Consider the following 16,072-nt stretch of genomic DNA (forward strand, 5'->3'; position numbering starts at 1 on the left):
AGTTCTTTTGCTATTTGATTTCATTACACTCTCCAAATTAAGTTTGAAAAGTGTCAACGCTATTTAGGATGGGTCATGTTAAAAACAAAAAAAGGCCCTAAAGGGCCTTTTTTCACAAAACCAGCATCTATTCAGAGGCGGCTTTCTTTTCGTTGCTGTCGTAAATCAAGATAGGTTTTGATTCACCGCGAATAACGGTTTCATCAATAACAACTTTGCTCACGTCTTCCATTGAAGGAAGGTCGTACATAGTATCAAGCAAAACCGCTTCAACGATTGAGCGAAGACCACGTGCGCCTGTCTTACGATCCATTGCCTTTTTAGCAATAGCATTAAGTGCATCGTCACGGAACTCAAGTTCTACATCTTCCATCGAGAACAATGCACCATATTGCTTGGTGATTGCATTCTTAGGCTCGCGTAGAATTTGAATTAGTGCTTCTTCATTCAACTCTTCAAGGCTTGTTACTACCGGTAGACGTCCAATGAACTCTGGAATCAGACCATATTTCACTAAGTCTTCAGGTTCAACTTGCTTAAACAGTTCACTGATTTGTTTGCTGTTGTCTTTCGACTTAACTGTAGCACCAAATCCAATACCCGTGTCTTTTTGTGCGCGTTGCTCAATAACTTTATCGAGACCAGCAAACGCACCACCACAGATGAACAATATCTTAGAGGTATCAACCTGCAGGAATTCCTGCTGTGGGTGCTTACGTCCACCTTGCGGAGGAACAGACGCAACCGTACCCTCAATCAGCTTTAGAAGCGCCTGCTGTACACCTTCACCCGAAACGTCACGAGTGATAGATGGGTTGTCTGACTTACGAGAAATCTTATCGATTTCATCGATGTAAACAATTCCGCGCTGCGCTTTCTCTACGTCGTAGTCGCACTTCTGCAGTAACTTCTGGATGATGTTCTCAACGTCTTCGCCCACGTAGCCAGCTTCAGTTAGCGTGGTTGCGTCAGCCATGGTGAATGGAACATCAAGCAGGCGCGCTAGGGTTTCCGCTAGCAGCGTTTTACCACTACCGGTAGGTCCTATTAGCAAAATATTACTTTTGCCAAGTTCTACGCCTTCGTGAACGTCGCCATTGCGCAAGCGCTTGTAGTGGTTATATACCGCTACTGATAATACCTTCTTTGCATGTTCTTGCCCGATAACGTAATCGTCTAGGTGAGCATGAATTTCACTTGGTTTAGGTAAAGCGTCCTGCTTTTGCTTAGGCGCGATTTCCTTAATTTCTTCGCGAATGATATCGTTACATAACTCAACACACTCGTCGCAAATGAATACCGACGGGCCTGCTATTAACTTTCTTACTTCGTGTTGGCTTTTGCCACAAAACGAACAGTACAGTAGCTTATTATCACCGTCACCGCTTTGCTTATCACTCATTACTTTTGCCTCTGCCTTGCCTGAGCCGAAAACCAAAACGTGCTATGCACTGGCTCAGGTCTACTATAACTATACTACTTAGTTGCGGCTACGTCAGATCGATTTGCTAAAACTTGGTCAACAAGGCCATATTCTTTTGCCTCAGTTGCACTCAAGAAGTTATCACGGTCTGTGTCTCGCGCGACTTTTTCATAGTCTTGACCAGTATGGTCCGCCATAAGGCGATTCAATTTCTCTTTAATAGACAGAATTTCTTTCGCGTGTATTTCAAAATCAGATGCCTGACCTTGGAAGCCACCAAGCGGTTGGTGAATCATTACGCGCGAGTTAGGTAGACAGTAGCGCTTACCTTTTGCTCCTGCAGATAGTAGAAATGCGCCCATGCTTGCAGCTTGGCCCATACATACTGTACTCACGTCTGGCTTGATAAACTTCATCGTATCGTAAATTGCCATGCCAGCAGTTACCGAACCGCCTGGTGAGTTAATGTATAAGAAAATATCTTTCTCTGGGTTTTCAGCTTCTAAGAACAACATTTGAGCAACGATGAGGTTGGCCATGTGATCTTCAACTTGTCCTACCAAGAAAATTACGTTTTCTTTCAATAGGCGAGAATAAATGTCGTATGAGCGCTCACCTTTAGAGGTTTGCTCAACAACCATAGGAACAAGTGCATTCATTGGGTCAAACGGGGTATTAGTCATAGCTACCTTGATTATCTAGCGTTAAAAACAAAAATGCTCGGAAGGCTCCGAGCATTTAAGCAGTTGCTGACAAGTAATGTCAATCAGACAGTAAAAAATTACGCCTGTTTGTTCATAACCTCGTCAAAAGCTTTAGTTACTTCGGTAACTTTTGCTTGCTCAAGAACCCACTCAATAGCTTGTTCTTCTAGTGCAACGTTCTGCATTTGTTGCATAAGCTCTTGGTTGTTGTTGTAGTAATCAACAACTTCTTGCGGATCTTCATACGCTGAAGCAGCAGTTTCGATCATCTCGTTAACTTTAGCTTCGTCTGCTTTAAGTTCGTTCTGCTTGATCACTTCACCTAGAAGAAGACCAATAGATACGCGACGTTTAGCGTTGTCAGTAAACAATTCAGCTGGTAGGTCTGGAAGGTTCTGACCACCGCCTTGCTGGCTGAAACGTTGCTTAGCTTGCTCGCGAAGTGCATTCACTTCTTGATCGATAAGCGCTTGAGGAATATCAATCTCGTTAGCTTCAACTAGCTTAGCAATAACGTCTTCTTTAACTTGCGCTTTTAGCGTCTGGTTTAGTTCACGCTGCATGTTCTTACGAACTTCTGCTTTAAGTGCGTCAACACCGCCTTCTTCAACACCGAATAGTTTAGCAAACTCTTCGTCAACTTTTGGAAGGTTTAGGCCTTCTACTTTCTTAACAGTAGTTTGGAAAACTGCATCTTTACCTTTTAGGTTTTCTGCGTGGTAGTCTTCAGGGAAAGTTACTTCGATAGTCACTTCTTCACCCGCTTTCGCGCCAACAAGTGGCTTTTCGAAACCAGGGATCATGCGATCTTTACCTAGCTCAAGAGCGAAGTCTTCTGCTTTACCACCTTCAAACTCTTCACCGTCGATAGAACCAACGAAGTCGATGATAACTTTGTCGTCTTTCTTCGCTTTACGCTTAACTTCTTTCCAAGTTGCGTGCTGCTTCTGAAGTGTTTCCATCATGTTATCTAGATCTTCGTCAGTAATTTCTACTACTGGCTTTTCGATTTCGATATCGCTAACACCTTTCACTTCTACTTCTGGGTAAACTTCGAAAGATGCTGTGAATTCTAGGTCCTGACCGTCTTCGTCTTTAGTCAGTTCAAACTTCGGCATACCAGCAGGCTGAATTTTTTCTTGAATCACTGCTTGGTAGAAGTTTTGCTGCATAACATCGCCAGCAACTTCTTGGCGAACAGCTTGGCCGAAACGCTTTTTGATTACGTTTACAGGAACTTTACCTGGACGGAAGCCGTTGATGCGTTGTGTTTTCGCCAATTGCTGTAGACGTGACTTAACTGCTGAATCAACCGTGTCAGCTGGAACGGTGATAGTAAGACGGCGTTCTAAACCCTGGGTCGTCTCGACTGAAACTTGCATTATGTTACCTCAACTATACGCCTTTACAGGCGTTTTGTTCTCAATCCCCTCTCCCGTCATGCAAGAGTTGCATATCACTCCGGGGTAGAGGTCGTTATTCGACGTTTATAAAATCAAAGTTAGGACACGAAATTGTGTCAAAAAGCCAACCTGAAACAAACGTACTGGTTAAAAAAAGACGCGGTAGTATACAGCCGCATACCACAAGAGTCGAGAGGCAAACACAAGTTTGTAACAACCATTTGAACGCATTTTGACCAAATAGCGAAACTAATAGCCTAAATAGCGAAAAAGACGGAATTTATGCGAGTTTATTGAGCAATGAATAAAGAGGAGAGAAAGATAATGGTCGGTGAGACAGGATTTGAACCTGCGACCCCTTGTACCCAAAACAAGTGCGCTACCAAGCTGCGCCACTCACCGACAGATATATCTTTTTGAAAAGCCCTGCGAGAGCTTTAAATATGGTGCGGAAGGAGAGACTTGAACTCTCACGCCGTGAAGCACTGGAACCTAAATCCAGCGTGTCTACCAATTCCACCACTTCCGCGGAAAAGTGGGGTGGACGATGGGACTTGAACCCACGACAACCGGAATCACAATCCGGGGCTCTACCAACTGAGCTACGCCCACCACAGTAATCCTGTTCAGTCTTATGTGTGAATTGATAAACACATAAGTGCCTACCGAGCTGTCAGGATCTTACATAGCTACTCGATAGTTAAAGTCGACTCATACCCTAGCCCACAGATGATTTATCACTCTTAGCTAGAAGTATTCACTGAATCGAAGAAAGCATAAATGGTCGGTGAGACAGGATTTGAACCTGCGACCCCTTGTACCCAAAACAAGTGCGCTACCAAGCTGCGCCACTCACCGACTGGAATGCTTACATTAAGCTTTTGATAAAGCTTGAAAATATGGTGCGGAAGGAGAGACTTGAACTCTCACGCCGTGAAGCACTGGAACCTAAATCCAGCGTGTCTACCAATTCCACCACTTCCGCAAAAAAGTGGGGTGGACGATGGGACTTGAACCCACGACAACCGGAATCACAATCCGGGGCTCTACCAACTGAGCTACGCCCACCATAGGGTGTGTTTGCAATTTACACGCTTTATTTTAGCAGTGTAAATACGAAAATTCAGCCTTGCTATCAGGACCTACCTGACTCGCATGGCGCGCCCGGCAGGATTCGAACCTGCGACCCACGGCTTAGAAGGCCGTTGCTCTATCCAGCTGAGCTACGGGCGCTTGGCGAATCTTCGCTGCAAAAAGTGGTCGGTGAGACAGGATTTGAACCTGCGACCCCTTGTACCCAAAACAAGTGCGCTACCAAGCTGCGCCACTCACCGACTGTCGTACCGACCTTGAAGCGTTAGCCTCTGTGCCGTTACGGGGTGCGAATATTACTGACATCCCCCCACCTCGTCAAACACTTTTTTAAATAAAATCATCAACCGCTCACAAAGCATCCATTCTCACGTTTTTTTGAACAATTACCCTTGTATTTGCCTGTCTTTAGCCTAGATTTGCGCTTCTTTTAAAGGGTAAGCATCAGGCTTTCCATTAACGGTCGTTTACGTTGAACATTTGTGGCGAATAATTGCAGAGTAATAACTACTAGAGTATTAGTCCTATTTTATGAAACAATATAGGGCACTTGTTGACCACCCAACCATATAAGAATCGTACAAGACTATGACCGCCCATCTTATTGACGGCAAACTAATTGCCAAACAAGTTCGCCAACACGTAACCTCCTATGTTGAATCGCTTACGCAAGCAGGTAAAAGACAACCAGGCCTAGCCGTTGTCCTTGTTGGCAGTGATGCAGCTTCTCAAGTTTATGTTTCCAATAAACGTAAAGCGTGCGAAGAAGTCGGGTTCGTTTCTCGCTCTTTCGACCTTCCTTCTGATACCACAGAAGAGACCTTGCTAAATTTAGTGGACGAGCTAAACGAAGATAAAGAGATAGACGGAATTCTGGTACAGCTTCCTTTACCTGCAGGGTTAAATGCAGAAAAGGTACTTGAACGTATTCACCCTCATAAAGATGTCGACGGATTTCATCCATACAACATTGGCCGCCTTGCACAGCGTATTCCTGCACTACGTCCCTGCACGCCAAAAGGCATCATGACCATGATAGAGTCAACCAAGCGCCCTATAAAAGGCTTAGACGCGGTCATTGTAGGTGCGTCGAACATTGTGGGGCGCCCTATGAGCCTGGAACTGCTTTTAGCAGGCTGCACCGTTACTACCTGTCATAAGTTTACTCAAGACCTTAAAAGTCACGTTCAACGTGCAGACCTACTGGTAGTCGCGGTAGGTAAACCGAACTTTATTCCTGGTGACTGGGTAAAACAGGGCGCGATTGTCATTGATGTAGGTATTAATCGCGTTAATGATGGTTCACTTGTTGGCGATGTTGATTTCGAAAAAGCGAAAGAGCGCGCAGGCTGGATAACCCCCGTTCCAGGCGGAGTTGGGCCGATGACAGTAGCCAGTTTGATAGAGAATACGCTGGAAGCTTACGTAAAATATCATTCTTAAAGCACAAATAGTTCAATCAAAATGTTAGGCAGAAATCAAATTTCTGCCTTTTTGTTTTATACTCCCCTCACGTTGAACACAGACTCAAACTGACCTACACCTTTTATGGCAGAACCAACATCTCCTTTATGGGAACAGCACGTAATTGATGCAACGCTTAAATGGGTTGACGACATTGTGATAAAGCACAATTTTTGTCCCTTTGCGCGCTATGTAAGAACACCTCATCAAATTCGGTGTGTGGTAATTGAGGGCGATGCGGGAAATGTCGTTCAATCGCTATACGATGAGTTGCGGCATTTAGAAGAGAACGACACCACCGCTACAACACTAATTGCACTCACGCATTCAACCCTTGCTGATTTCAACAAATATCTCGATGTACTGGCTATTAGCGATAATATGCTGCACGACTGGGGATACAGCGGCACTTATCAACTTGCCAGCTTCCACCCCAATTATGTATTCGACGATAGCGACGCAGACGATGCTGAAAACTATACCAATCGATCACCCTACCCCCTTTTGCATTTGATTCGTGAAGCTGACATCACACGCTACATGAAAAAAGAAGAGGATGCCGAAAAGATATTCAGGCATAACATTGAAAAAGCACGGACGCTTGGGTGCCCTTATTTTGAGGGTGTGTTAGACACGCTTAAAAAAGATAAGCCCGCTCGATAAAACACGAGAAGCTTACCTTTTTTGTGCAATGTAAAAAACACGCACTAAAAAGAGAATAAGCTCGTGATGCGAGCAGGCCCAAAGTATTGGATTACTCCAGGGAACCCAAATAAGCAGCTCCTTATAACAAGCAGGATGTTTATTTGGCTCAAGCTTTCACTTGAAACGTCACTTTACCTGCAAATTATGTGAGTAATATGACAACGTTACACATTTTGACTTCGTTAGGGCTAAAACGTGAATACCCACAATTCATTTTCTCTCGAAGCGATAGCGACCGTCGCTACGCCTTTCAAGCAAAAGTTTGCTATTCCAAGGCAGCCCAACTTGGCTAACGCCGAAGGTGTTATTACCTTCGAAGAAGGCTTTAACGATATCAATTTGCTTAAAGGGATAGAGAATTACAGTCACCTGTGGCTGCTTTTTATCTTTCACCAAAACATTGAACGCGGTTGGAAAAATACGGTAAAAGCCCCTCGTCTAGGTGGTAATGCAACTATGGGCGTATTGGCAAGTCGCAGTACCCACCGACCTAATGGGATTGGCATGTCTGTGGTGAAAAACAAAGGTGTGGTTAGCAGTAATGGAAAAACACAATTAGTGGTAGAAGGGGTAGATTTAGTCGATGGCACACCGCTTGTCGATATCAAACCCTATATCGCGTACGCTGATAGTGTTCTTAGCGCCAGCGATAATCTTGATGACATTAACCCCATACCCAATCGCGACGTTTCATTCGCTGATACAATCCAGCCCACGCTTGCTGAAATAGAGAAAAAGCACCGTGGTTTTTCTGCCTTGGTGACTGCGGTACTGTCCCAAGACCCTCGCCCAGCCTATAAACAGCATATTGAAAATGATGAGAAAACCTACCGCGTGACGCTATACGATATTGATGTAGGGTTTGAAATAAGAGATGCCGCCATTAAGGTGACCGAACTGGTTCATTTAGGATAATTACACTATTAGTGTTAACAGTCTGTGGCGAAATAGCTCACAGTTAATTAGAATACGCCCAAACGTGTGACACCTTATCTCGGTTCAAGCATTTCGCAATGTTTTGTTTTGCGAATTGCCGTTTGCGAAAGAGCATCACACTAACCGTCATAAATACATTTATAACAGGATACCTGCTTTACATGCGCACTAGTCAATATTTGCTTGCCACGCAGAAAGAAACACCTGCAGATGCAGAGGTTATCAGCCACCAGCTTATGCTAAGAGCTGGTATGATCAGAAAGCTTGCCTCGGGTCTATACACATGGTTGCCATCTGGTCTTCGTGTACTTAATAAAGTAGCCAATATTGTTCGTGAAGAAATGAACAAAGCAGGCGCGATTGAAGTGCTAATGCCCGTTGTTCAGCCCGCAGATTTGTGGGAAGAATCTGGACGATGGGAAGAATACGGCCCAGAGTTACTTCGTATTAAAGACCGCCACCAGCGAGATTTCGTATTAGGTCCAACGCACGAAGAAGTTATTACCGCGCTTGTGCGTAATGAAATTAGCAGCTATAAGCAGCTTCCGCTCAATCTATACCAGATTCAGACTAAATTCCGCGACGAAGTGCGCCCCCGTTTCGGCATTATGCGTGGTCGTGAATTTACCATGAAAGATGCGTACAGCTTCCACTTAGAAGACAGCTGTTTAGAAGAAACGTATCAAAAAATGTACGACGCTTACTGCAATATATTCTCGCGTATGGGCTTAGACTTCAGAGCAGTCATTGCCGACTCTGGCTCTATTGGTGGTAATCACTCTCACGAATTCCACGTGCTTGCCGCATCAGGTGAAGACGATATCGCTTTCTCAAGCGACAGTGATTACGCAGCCAATGTTGAAATGGCTGAAGCTGTTGCGCCTGAAAAAGCTGTCGCATCGGGCGCTGCAGTTGAGACTAAAGATGCCAAAGGCAAAGATTTCAATGCCATCTTAAAAAGCGTAGAAGCCGAAGTGACAAACGCGGTTAAAGTCGTAGTAGTGAAAGCCGCTAATGAAGTAGACAGTAAAGGCCAAGAAGTAGTTTCTGATAAATGGGTAGCCCTTGTACTTCGTGCTGATCATGAGCTTAATGATGTAAAAGCGGAGAAGTTAGACGGCGTTGCAAGCCCGCTTGTTGAAGCATCATTTGAACAAGCAAAAGATATTCTTGGCGTGTCACCATTGTTTGCTGATGCAACCAACCTGCCTGTACCCGCTTTTATTGACGCCAGTGCAGCTGCCCTTGCTGACTTCACCACTGGCGCTGGCGCAGGCGGTAAAGTAAATATCAACGTAAATTGGCCAGAAGGCACAATCGGTGTTGATATTCGCAATGTAGTAGCTGGCGATGCATCTCCTGACGGGAAAGGCACGCTAGATATTAAACGCGGCATCGAAGTGGGTCATATTTTCCAGCTTGGTAGCAAATATTCAGAAGCCATGAATTGTGGCGTTCTAAGCGAGTCAGGTAAGCACCAAACCTTAACTATGGGTTGTTACGGTATAGGCGTATCTCGAATTGTTGCGGCAGCTATCGAGCAAAACCACGATAAATTTGGCATAAAGTGGCCAGATCCTATTGCACCGTTTAAAATTGCATTAATACCAATGAATATGCACAAGTCTCATCGTATTAAAGAAGCAGCGGAAGCGCTTTATGAAGAGCTTGTTGCCCTTGGCGTAGAAGTGTTGTTTGACGACAGAAAAGAGCGTCCGGGTGTCATGTTCAATGATATGGAATTAATTGGCATACCTCACAGCATTGTTATTGGTGAAAGAAACCTAGATAATCAACAGGTTGAGTATAAGAATAGACGTACTGGTGAAAAGCAGTTGTTAGATGTTAGCGCAGCAAAGGACTTTGTAGCCGCACTCTAGCGCCTGATCTCGCCGATTAGATTAGAAAAGAGGGCGTATGCGGTTAACATTTTATGGCGTAAGAGGGTCAATCCCTACCCCGGGAGCAGCTTACGTCCGCTATGGTGGTAATACTGCATGCGTTCACATTGAGCTTGAGGATGGTACCGATATCATCCTCGACTCTGGCACAGGGATTCGCGTGCTTGGCGAGCGCCTTATTCAAAAAGATACACCCATTAATCTGCTGTTGAGCCACAACCATTGGGATCATATTCAAGGCTTCCCTTTTTTTGCGCCTATCTATCAGGCTTCACGTGAAATCAACATATACCCGGGTCAAACCTTCCTTGATGAACCTGATCAAATTTTAAAGCAAATGGAAGGGTCGTTATTTCCAGTCCCCCGAAGTGCGCTGAAAGCTAACATTTCTATTGTCGATATTCCCAAGTCTACAAGCCGATTTTCAGTAGGAAGCGCAACCATAACTCGCTTAGCCATGAACCACCCCGGTCGTGGCAGTGCCTATTGTATTGAAGCCGATGACGCAAAGGTGGCTTACATAACAGATAATGAGCTTTACCCTCCCTACAAAAAAGAAACAGACTTTATCGATTTCGCAAAATTTGCGCAAAATGCCGATCTGCTAATACATGATGCACAGTATATGTTGTCAGACATGCCAGCTAAGAACGGATGGGGTCATTCGGTCGCGGAAGAAGCGGTGAAACTAGCAATGGCATGTAACGCAAAAAAATTAGCTTTATATAGTCATGATCCAGAACGGACTGATGACGATATAGATGATGTTGTAAACCATTGTAATGTATACGTCACAGTGGCAGAGTCTAATCTACAAGTATTTGCATCTTCAGAAGGCCAAGCACTGGACTTCAGTTAAGCATAACAATAACCCCACGTTACGGAGAATTAAAGGTGTCTGTGTTAAAGCCTTTTGTATTTTTGGCAGCATTTGCTGCTTGTACGCCTGTGTGCGCTCAACAATCACAAGAAGTGGTAAGCGAACAAGCGTCATCTTTAGAAAATAGTGAACAAGAGCGCACTGTTGAAAATGAAGAAAATCAATCGTCACAGGATGAAAGCGGTATTGAAGTTATCGATATCATCAAACGTGACACCATCACGGAAAGTGCACTGGATAACCGATTAGAAGGCGATAAAGAAGCACTGGATAATGTGTTTGCTATCACTCAGCATAGACAAAACTATCTACTTCCAATCACTTACGTTTCCAACCCAAGCTCTGTAGCCAGTGAAGAACTAACGAACGAGAACATAGACAATAAAGAAGCCAAATTTCAGGTAAGCGCAAAGCTGCCGCTTTATTTGGAAGATACAGGATTCGACGGCGTTTACTTTGGCTTTACGCTAACCTCTTTCTGGCAGCTTTATAACAGTGAAGCGTCGAAGCCGTTTCGCGAGACCAATTACGAACCAGAAGTCTTTTGGCAAGAAACAGCCGATTATTCCGTACTTGGCTATAAATTTAATACCTTTCAAGTTGGTTTCAATCATATGTCTAACGGTCAAAGCGGGCTGCGCTCTCGAAGCTGGAACCGTATATTTGCCTCTATTGTCTTTAGCGACGATGACGATATCTACTACCTAAAGACGTGGTACCGTATTCCTGAAGACGAGAAAACAGACCCGCTTGATCCTACCGGCGACGATAACCCTGATATACAAGACTATTACGGTAGAATGGAACTTGGTTATGGAAGGAAAATTGGCGCGTTTAAAGTACTGGCGCTTTTACGAAATAACCTCGACGTAGATGAGAACCGAGGCAGCATCCAGCTAGACTTCACCTACCCTATCTCTGACCGCTATGAAGTCTTGCTTCAATACTTCAATGGCTATGGCGATTCGCTTATCGACTATAACCGCTCACAAGAACGTATTGGTATAGGTTTTCAGCTGCACTTTTTGTAATAAATAACCACGTAGACACAGGATGGGCACGCCAAACCGCTTTTGTATGGCGTGCTCTTTTCATTTTAGGCATCACTGTTTGCTAATCAATCACGCCTGCCGCGCGATAAAGCTGAATATGCACATCTACCAGTGCTGCAATATCTCTTTGGTAGCCTCCACCAATTACCGCAGCAATCGGAACGCCTAAACGCTCGGCTAACGCAAAAACTTGCGTATCTCTTTCGTACACGCCTTGCGTAGAAATATGCAGATGACCAAGGTCGTCGTTTACATGCACATCAACGCCTGCGTCATAGATGATGGCATCAGGCTGAAACTGCCTCATTACCATCGTTAGCGCTTGTTCAAGCGTGGTTAGATACTCGTCGTCTTCGGTGCCCTTATCGAGCCCTATATCAATATCGGAACGCTGCTTTCTGTGAGGGAAGTTCTTTTCACCATGAATAGATAAGGTAAAAATATCACGGTCGTTTTCGGCAAGTTTTGCTGTGCCATCGCCTTGATGCACATCTAAATCGACAATAAGCACATTTTCAACGGACGGGGTTTGCTGCATAGTTTTCGCTGCCAAATATAAATCGTTGAACAAGCAAAAACCTGAACCAAAATCAGCAAACGCGTGATGATACCCGCCCGTTAAATTCAATGCTTTTCCATGCTCTAGAGCTAGCTTGGCTGTTAAACAGGTTCCAGCAACGGCAGTACGGGTACGCTCAATCAGCTGCTGCGACCAGGGAAAGCCTATGCGGCGCATGGCTTTCTTATCTAATGCGCCAGTGCTTAATGCATCAACATAGTCCGGATTGTAATAGGCAGTGAGAAAAGAAAGATCAACCGGTGATGGAGTAACAAAACGCGATGCTTCCACACCACGATTTAACAATTCATCGCGAATACCTACGTACTTCTCGATGGGAAATCGGTGTCGCTCAGGAAGATCTAACTGGCTATAAATAGGATGAAATACGAGTGGTGTTGTCATTATTATCAATACTGGTTTAGGACGCGCGCATCTATAAAAGATAAAAGAAAAGGAGCGTGAACATTGTTCAAACACTCCCTTTCAACGTGTTTATACTGACAAAGCACAGTTAGCGGGTCAAACTGTTCACCACCTTTTCAACATTTTCTGACATACTTTTCATTGAGCGTGACATGTCATCACGCTGAGCAAGTTGATGATATTTTTCAGATGATGTGACCACATTACTGATAATTGTTTCCACCTGCTGAAGTACAGCCTCTTGCTCATCTGCGGCTTCGTTAAGCGCCACAACTACGCTGGCCGTTTCTTGAATATCTCTCACCACGTTATTGAGTGTTTCAAGCGCTGTCGCTGCTTCTGCTGCGTTTGTGTCTGACAGTTGCTTGCCTGACGACATCGCCGCAACGGCGCCTTTTGCTTCAGCTTCAAAACTACTTAAAATGTCGTTAATTTCCTTGGTCGACTGCTGTGTTTTAGCTGCAAGTGCTCGAACCTCGTCGGCTACCACAGCAAAACCACGGCCATGCTCACCTGCCCTAGCAGCTTCAATTGCTGCGTTTAGAGCCAGCAGGTTAGTCTGATCGGCAATTTCATTAATAACATTTACCACTTTTAGAATATTGGTACTGCGGCTTTGCAGTTCTGACACGATATTACTTGATTCGGTTACCGTTTTTGCTAGTTGCTTAAAGCCTGCATTGGCGCTTTCAAACGTGGCATAACAACTTGCCACGTTCTTTTCTGAGTTATTTGTCGCCACAGCAACTTGGTCGGTGATTGCCACTAAATTTTGCACAATCTCTTTAAGTTTATCCGTACTGCTATCAAGCGAGCGCGACGCATCCCGTTGTCCATTGGCGCCTTCCATAATGGATTGACTGACGTTACCGAGGGTGCCAAACGCCTTCTCCATTTCGGTCTCCGCTTGTTGAAGCTGCGCAACCGAATCTTTTAATTTGTTTTGTAATGCCCTGGCAGATTCTGCCAGCATGCCCAATTCATGGTCGCTGGAATACGTTAACGCGTAGTCGTAACGGCTATGAGCCAAGTTGGATATACACGCCGCAACCTGCTTCGTTGGTTTAATAACCTGAGAGCGTAAACGAGCAATCACATAAGCAACAGAAAGCACAGAGAGCGCAATAGCCGCCAGTAGAATTATCCAGAGCATAGTGCGCGTATTGGCTTTAAGTTCAGCAATCGCATTCGCTGAATCGGCTGCAATTTCCGCCGCGATACCTGAGAGGAGCTTAGCAGGCTCTCTATCAATACCTCGAACAAAGCTATCTCCAACCTTTGGATCAAACCCTGAGTTAATAAATGCGTCGTATCCTTCACGGTATTTCTCGGCCATGACTGCATGGGCTTTTTGAAATTGCCTGATATCTGACTTCACGCTTTCACTTATCACACTACTTGATAGCATCAGGTCAAACTGGCGAGTGATGTCGGCCTCTCTCTGCTTGAATCGCTCCCAGTATTTTTCTCGGTCGTCTTTTTTGTGGCCACGCAACAATACGTTCTTCCACTCTTGCACTTGAGTTTTGAAAGTACTTAGCGTGGTATTGACGTCTCGTTCTGACTGAACAAGGGTGTTTTCTAACTCATCGAATGAATTAAGTAACGAGAAAGACTTTAGAATTGAGGCACCGTTTAATAGTACAAGAATTAAAAAGCTGGCGAGAACAGGCGTCATCACCAAACGGCTGATGCTTGTGTAATTGAACACGGCTTAACCTTTAGTATAAATTTAAAGAAGGACGTCGCCATTAAATGATATTTTTATGACGGTATGGTTACAAATTTGGTATGAATCAACATACCAATATATGCGAAAATATACACTCTTATAGTAACAGGCTTATTAACTTGCTCTTTTTTAAGTAGATACAAAAAAAGAGCCCGAAGGCTCTCTTTTCATTTCGGTAAATTTACACCCGTTTACTCCCACTCAATCGTAGCAGGTGGCTTACCAGAAATGTCGTAGACCACACGACTAATGCCGTCAATTTCATTGATAATGCGATTAGACACTTTACCTAGGAAGTCGTAGGGTAAATGTGCCCAGTGAGCTGTCATGAAATCGATGGTTTCTACTGCACGAAGGCTTACTACCCAGTCGTATTTACGCGCATCACCCATTACGCCAACTGAGCGCACTGGAAGGAATACGGTAAAAGCTTGGCTTACTTTTTGGTATAGGTCAGCTGCATATAGCTCTTCAATGAAGATAGCGTCAGCACGACGTAGTAAGTCGCAATATTCTTTCTTAATTTCACCAAGTACACGAACACCTAGACCCGGACCAGGGAACGGGTGACGGTAAAGCATGTCGTACGGTAAACCTAGCTCAAGGCCGATTTTGCGTACTTCGTCTTTAAAGAGTTCACGCAGTGGCTCAACAAGACCTAGCTCCATATCTTCTGGAAGACCACCCACATTGTGGTGCGACTTAATTACGTGCGCTTTACCCGTTGCAGAACCCGCTGATTCAATAACGTCTGGGTAAATAGTACCTTGCGCTAACCACTTCGCGTTTTCACGCTTACCCGCTTCCTCGTCAAATACACGAACAAACTCATTACCGATAGCTTTACGTTTAAGCTCAGGATCTTCAATGCCTTTTAGGCGATCAAGGAAACGCTCTTCAGCGTCTACACGGATAATGTTAAGGCCGAAATGGTCACCAAACATTTCCATTACCTGATCAGCTTCATTTAAGCGAAGCAGGCCATTGTCTACAAACACACAAGTAAGTTTGTCACCTATCGCGCGGTGAAGCAGCATGGCTGTTACTGAAGAATCTACGCCGCCTGAAAGGCCAAGAATAACTTCTTCATCGCCCACCTTATCTTTTATACGCTCAATGGCATCGTCAATAATTGCGCCAGCTGTCCAGAGCTTTTCACACTTACAGATGTCCATCACAAAGTGAGTTAATAGACGCATGCCTTGGCGAGTGTGAGTCACTTCAGGGTGGAACTGCACGCCATAGAATTGCTTCTCTGCGTTATACATTGCAGCATGTGGGCATGAAGCGGTTTGCGCGATGGTTTCAAAACCTTCGGGAATAGCTGCCACTTTATCGCCGTGGCTCATCCATACATCAAGCAGCGCCGCGCCGTTATCACCTATCGCATCTTCAATTTTATCCAGCAGCGGGCTTGGTTTAATCACTTCTACTTGCGCATAACCAAATTCACGCTTGTCTGAACCCAGTACGCCACCACCTAGCTGTTGTGCCATGGTTTGCATGCCATAGCACACGCCTAGCACTGGCACGCCGGCTTCAAATACGTAGTCGGGCGCGCGTGGTGAGCCTTCTTCGGTTACTGACTCTGGGCCACCTGACAGAATAATCCCTTGAGGATTAAATTCGCGGATTTGCTCTTCGGTCACATCCCAAGCCCAAAGCTCACAGTAAACGCCTATTTCGCGAACACGACGTGCTATCAACTGCGTGTATTGCGAGCCAAAATCCAAAATAAGTATGCGTTGGTCGTGGATATTTGTGGTCATGTTTTATTTTTACCCGTTAAATAAAA

At 44.7% G+C, this 16,072-nt stretch carries 12 protein-coding genes and 8 tRNA genes; 6 read left to right on the forward strand and 14 right to left on the reverse strand.

The genetic code is table 11. The annotated features are described in order from the left end of the window. Nucleotides 1-127: 127 nt before the first annotated feature. The 11 genes from clpX to NO989_RS10650 all read right to left on the reverse strand — a co-directional run bounded on the left by clpX (nt 128) and on the right by NO989_RS10650 (nt 4,864). Nucleotides 128-1,402: an ATP-dependent protease ATP-binding subunit ClpX gene (clpX, locus tag NO989_RS10600; RefSeq protein WP_014950146.1), complete on the reverse strand. Its 1,275-nt coding sequence runs from the start codon at nt 1,400-1,402 to the stop codon at nt 128-130. A 74-nt stretch (nt 1,403-1,476) separates the two neighbouring features. Next, nucleotides 1,477-2,106: an ATP-dependent Clp endopeptidase proteolytic subunit ClpP gene (clpP, locus tag NO989_RS10605; protein ID WP_014950147.1), complete on the reverse strand. Its 630-nt coding sequence runs from the start codon at nt 2,104-2,106 to the stop codon at nt 1,477-1,479. Between the two features lie 98 nt (nt 2,107-2,204). Next, nucleotides 2,205-3,509, reverse strand: a complete 1,305-nt coding sequence (gene tig, locus NO989_RS10610; RefSeq protein WP_014950148.1) for a trigger factor — start codon at nt 3,507-3,509, stop codon at nt 2,205-2,207. A gap of 346 nt (nt 3,510-3,855) precedes the next feature. Next, nucleotides 3,856-3,932 (reverse strand) — tRNA-Pro (locus NO989_RS10615). A gap of 42 nt (nt 3,933-3,974) precedes the next feature. Further along, a tRNA-Leu gene (locus NO989_RS10620) sits at nt 3,975-4,059 on the reverse strand. Between the two features lie 7 nt (nt 4,060-4,066). Beyond that, nucleotides 4,067-4,142, reverse strand: a tRNA-His gene (locus NO989_RS10625). 169 nt (nt 4,143-4,311) lie between these two features. Beyond that, a tRNA-Pro gene (locus tag NO989_RS10630) sits at nt 4,312-4,388 on the reverse strand. 42 nt (nt 4,389-4,430) lie between these two features. Then, a tRNA-Leu gene (locus NO989_RS10635) sits at nt 4,431-4,515 on the reverse strand. Between the two features lie 7 nt (nt 4,516-4,522). Further along, a tRNA-His gene (locus NO989_RS10640) sits at nt 4,523-4,598 on the reverse strand. A gap of 88 nt (nt 4,599-4,686) precedes the next feature. Then, a tRNA-Arg gene (locus tag NO989_RS10645) sits at nt 4,687-4,763 on the reverse strand. A 24-nt stretch (nt 4,764-4,787) separates the two neighbouring features. Beyond that, nucleotides 4,788-4,864 (reverse strand) — tRNA-Pro (locus NO989_RS10650). A 346-nt stretch (nt 4,865-5,210) separates the two neighbouring features. Between NO989_RS10650 and folD the strand changes: the two genes are divergently transcribed. From folD to NO989_RS10680, 6 genes are all read left to right on the forward strand, one after another. Then, nucleotides 5,211-6,065, forward strand: coding sequence for a bifunctional methylenetetrahydrofolate dehydrogenase/methenyltetrahydrofolate cyclohydrolase FolD (gene folD, locus NO989_RS10655; protein ID WP_371342504.1), 855 nt, complete (start codon nt 5,211-5,213; stop codon nt 6,063-6,065). A gap of 105 nt (nt 6,066-6,170) precedes the next feature. Further along, nucleotides 6,171-6,749: a DUF1415 domain-containing protein gene (locus NO989_RS10660; RefSeq protein WP_371342505.1), complete on the forward strand. Its 579-nt coding sequence runs from the start codon at nt 6,171-6,173 to the stop codon at nt 6,747-6,749. 237 nt (nt 6,750-6,986) lie between these two features. Then, entirely contained in the window at nt 6,987-7,706 is a 720-nt protein-coding gene (tsaA, locus tag NO989_RS10665) for a tRNA (N6-threonylcarbamoyladenosine(37)-N6)-methyltransferase TrmO (protein ID WP_371342506.1), read from the forward strand. 182 nt (nt 7,707-7,888) lie between these two features. Continuing rightward, nucleotides 7,889-9,607 carry a proline--tRNA ligase gene (locus tag NO989_RS10670; protein WP_371342507.1) on the forward strand — a complete coding sequence of 573 codons (1,719 nt, stop codon included), beginning with the start codon at nt 7,889-7,891 and terminating at the stop codon, nt 9,605-9,607. A 37-nt stretch (nt 9,608-9,644) separates the two neighbouring features. Continuing rightward, on the forward strand, nt 9,645-10,487 hold the full coding sequence (locus NO989_RS10675) for an MBL fold metallo-hydrolase (RefSeq protein WP_239257852.1): 843 nt from the start codon (nt 9,645-9,647) through the stop codon (nt 10,485-10,487). A gap of 35 nt (nt 10,488-10,522) precedes the next feature. After that, nucleotides 10,523-11,539 carry a phospholipase A gene (locus NO989_RS10680; RefSeq protein WP_039228347.1) on the forward strand — a complete coding sequence of 339 codons (1,017 nt, stop codon included), beginning with the start codon at nt 10,523-10,525 and terminating at the stop codon, nt 11,537-11,539. An 82-nt stretch (nt 11,540-11,621) separates the two neighbouring features. Here NO989_RS10680 and NO989_RS10685 read toward each other — a convergent pair whose 3' ends face one another. The 3 genes from NO989_RS10685 to guaA form a co-directional block, all read right to left on the reverse strand. Beyond that, nucleotides 11,622-12,524, reverse strand: a complete 903-nt coding sequence (locus tag NO989_RS10685; RefSeq protein ID WP_252118782.1) for a histone deacetylase — start codon at nt 12,522-12,524, stop codon at nt 11,622-11,624. Between the two features lie 109 nt (nt 12,525-12,633). Further along, nucleotides 12,634-14,256 (reverse strand): methyl-accepting chemotaxis protein, encoded by a 1,623-nt coding sequence (locus NO989_RS10690; protein ID WP_014950156.1) that lies wholly within the window; start codon nt 14,254-14,256, stop codon nt 12,634-12,636. 212 nt (nt 14,257-14,468) lie between these two features. Then, the gene (gene guaA, locus NO989_RS10695) at nt 14,469-16,046 is read right to left on the reverse strand and encodes a glutamine-hydrolyzing GMP synthase (protein WP_371342508.1); all 1,578 of its coding nucleotides are present in this window, start codon (nt 16,044-16,046) and stop codon (nt 14,469-14,471) included. Nucleotides 16,047-16,072 lie beyond the last annotated feature (26 nt).

The sequence above is a fragment of the Alteromonas sp. DY56-G5 genome, assembly GCF_041414725.1.
In the GTDB taxonomy this organism is placed as follows: Bacteria; Pseudomonadota; Gammaproteobacteria; order Enterobacterales; family Alteromonadaceae; genus Alteromonas; species Alteromonas macleodii.